Annotated in this window: 1 protein-coding gene; it reads right to left on the bottom strand. The window is 55.2% G+C overall.

Going from position 1 to position 2946, the window contains the following annotated elements:
• Positions 1–2946 (bottom strand): hypothetical protein (locus AAC620_RS12325; RefSeq protein WP_340245407.1); only part of this gene is annotated, 2946 nt, incomplete at both ends.

The following is a 2946-nucleotide window of genomic DNA, read 5'->3' on the forward strand; positions in this document are numbered from 1 at the left end:
AACGACCCCGCCAGGCTGGACATTGATATTGAGGGTCATGTCGGGATTTGTACCCAAGTTGCCCTGCAATTGCCGTAGCGCCGCGTTAACAGCATCTTGGCTGCCCTCAAATGCTATCGCCGTGTTTGTGGCAGCAGTCGCATCTGCAGCAAAGCCTGTGGTGATCTCAGTCACACCGGTTGGCACGCTACCCAGACGGACATGACCGTTGGTCGCTTCCACAACCACACGCAGCGTATCGATCCCCGCAGAGGGAACCACAAAATCACTCAGCGCGTTGATGTCGTACAGGTTTGTCCAGGTGTCTTCATCCGCCTGCGTCACCAAGCTGTCGGCAAAACCACCGTTATTCACTACCTCAGACACATCCACAGCGAGCGTGTAGTTGTTCGCACTGGTGTTGGTGCCGTCGCTAACCTCAAATCCAATCGAAGTAGTCTTTAGCGGTGTTGCTGCATCGACCGGCGCAAGCTGTAGCTTGCCGGCAGCGATGTCAGCCGCTGTAATGGATTCGTCCACCTGCACAACAACTGCTTGTCTGGCGAATGTCACCGCATCGCTCACGACACCCGCCGTATCCCAGGTTAGGGTTATGTCGTTTGACGATACTGCCGCTGTCACAGGAATACTCGCCGCATTCAGCGCACTTTCTAGTAGCGCTGCCAGCTCAGCTGCGGTTGGATCACCGTCCACCGTCACGCTTACCGTATCCGCGCCTATTTGAAGTTCATATACCGCATGGGCGGTTAGGCTGCTGGCATCAATTGTTTGAACCTCAGCCACTGCCGCTGAACCTCCAGCTGCGTCCGCACCGGCTGTTGTTTGTGTGACCGTCAAGGTCGCTGCATCTGCCAGCAACAGTCTGCCTGACGCGGGCACAGCGGTGATCTTGACTGTCGCAAGGCTATCGCCATTGGCGTCGGCAAAGGTACCGAAGTCAGCTGTCGTGAGCGTTACGGCTGCCGTCGTGTCACTGACGCTCAGGCGGGTGCTTGTGCTGACCGGTGCTACATGGCTCAAATCAAACACATCGAGCTTGTTGAGTGTTGCATCGGCAGCGGGCACCAGGGTGGTGTCCAGATAGGCGACCGTATCGCTAAAGGTAGCGGCCGTCTTGACCTGATAGTTCATTGCCAGGACGTTATCGGCATCTGCGCCGGTGATGTCGGCATCGATATAATCTTGGGCAACTGGTGCTTGGCTGGTGCCAGACGTCGCATTGTATTCTGCAATTATCGCCCGCGAGACATAGCTTTGGATGTTTGCAGTTGTTAGTAGATCATCTCGAGTCAGACTATCACTCGACTGATAATCATCAAGGCGTGCCAATACGGCAGACATATTTGTGCCGTCAACACGCGCAAGACCGGCATCGGTGAAATCCGCAACAGCAAAGTCAGCTGCCGTCAGCACGTCTGTGTCATTTGCTGGCACAGTACCCAGCATGTAGTCGGCAAACTTCTCCAACGCGAGAATACGATCCCCAAAGGCGTCAATCACAGCCTGCTGGCCAGCCACATCATCGGCTGTATAGGTATCGCCTTCGTTGCTGGCGTTCCCTACATCACTGTCTGCAAAGGCTTCATTGATGGCCGCCACTTGGTTAGCATTAATCGCGTTATCGTTCGGGTCCTGCAGCCCTGCATTGGTGTAGTCCTGCAGCTCCGGCTCAAAGTACGGTACCGCAACATCGACTGCATTACCCATGCCACTGTGGTTCGCGCACTCGTAGTACAGCGTGCCGTCAAACCCTTCAGGGATGACCAAAGTGGTCACACCGTTGCTGCCGGCAACGCCGGTTGAGCTCACCGTGATGCCCTGTGAGGTCACATCGCCGGTTCTGTCACTGTTGAGGAAGAACGCCAGCGCATGGCCAGTGTTTGAGGCTTCGGTTTGGGTAAAGGTATAGGTACCTGGCTGCAGCGTTAATGCCGGTGCTTGTTCGCCATCAAGATAGAATGCGTTACCGGTACCATCATCATAGGTTGTGACGTCAATGGTTTCACTCACTAGCGGTAGCTGACCATCTTCGTCGGCATAGCGCGCGATCTTCTCGACTGCCACTTGCGCCACTAAATCCTGTACCTCTGCTGCCGTATCGGCGCTTACATAGGTGATGCCTGCATCAGCCAGTTTGTTCAGTACTGCAGTTAGATTGTTATAGCTGGTGTTCGAGGTGTCGATACCGCTACCCGTAGACACACCTGTCCCGTCACCCACACCAAAGACACCAATGGCCTCAAAGTCCGCGACCGTTAGGGTGTCGTTTACTCCATCATTGTCAAAGTCAACAACCCCGTCAGCCTCTGCGTAATCGGCAATGCGCGCCATCGCTTCAAGCTGATCTTTGGCGGCGTTGATGATCGCCTGCTGATCAGCCGCCGTATCCGCAGCATCAGTCGCCACATCACTGGCGGCAAACAGCTCATTTAGGGAAGGCACCATCGCCTGGTTAATCGCCTCTCCTGTTGTAGCAGGCGCTTCAAATGGACCCACTAATCCTGCGTTCAGGTAATCCTGCAGGATCGGCTCAACCGCGTTGACGCCCGTGCCATCAGCAACGGTACCGCCATCGGTATCGGCCCACTTGGCAATCTTGTTGATAGCGACTTGTTTTACATAAGCCTGCAGCTCTGCAGCGGTATCTGCCGCTGCAAAGTTAGTCGCAGGTGTCGTACCGCGCAGGATTGCGAGCAAACCGGCAAGGTTATTGTCATTGGCAACGCCCGTCACACCCGCTGCAGCAAAGTCAGCCGCATCCGGTGCTGGGTAAGTCGTTGTATCCTCGCCATTATCCTGCGCGTAGTTGGCAATCTTCGTAATCGCATGAAGTCGAGAAGCACCCTGATCAATCACAGTCTGCACTTCGGCTGCCGATGTCGCCGGCAAGTCACCGTTGTCCGCTCCAACGCTCGCCACCGCAAATAGCTCGTTAATCGAATTAAT

This window comes from Roseobacter sp. HKCCA2468 (genome assembly GCF_037805105.1).
Classification (GTDB): Bacteria; Pseudomonadota; Alphaproteobacteria; order Rhodobacterales; family Rhodobacteraceae; genus M30B80.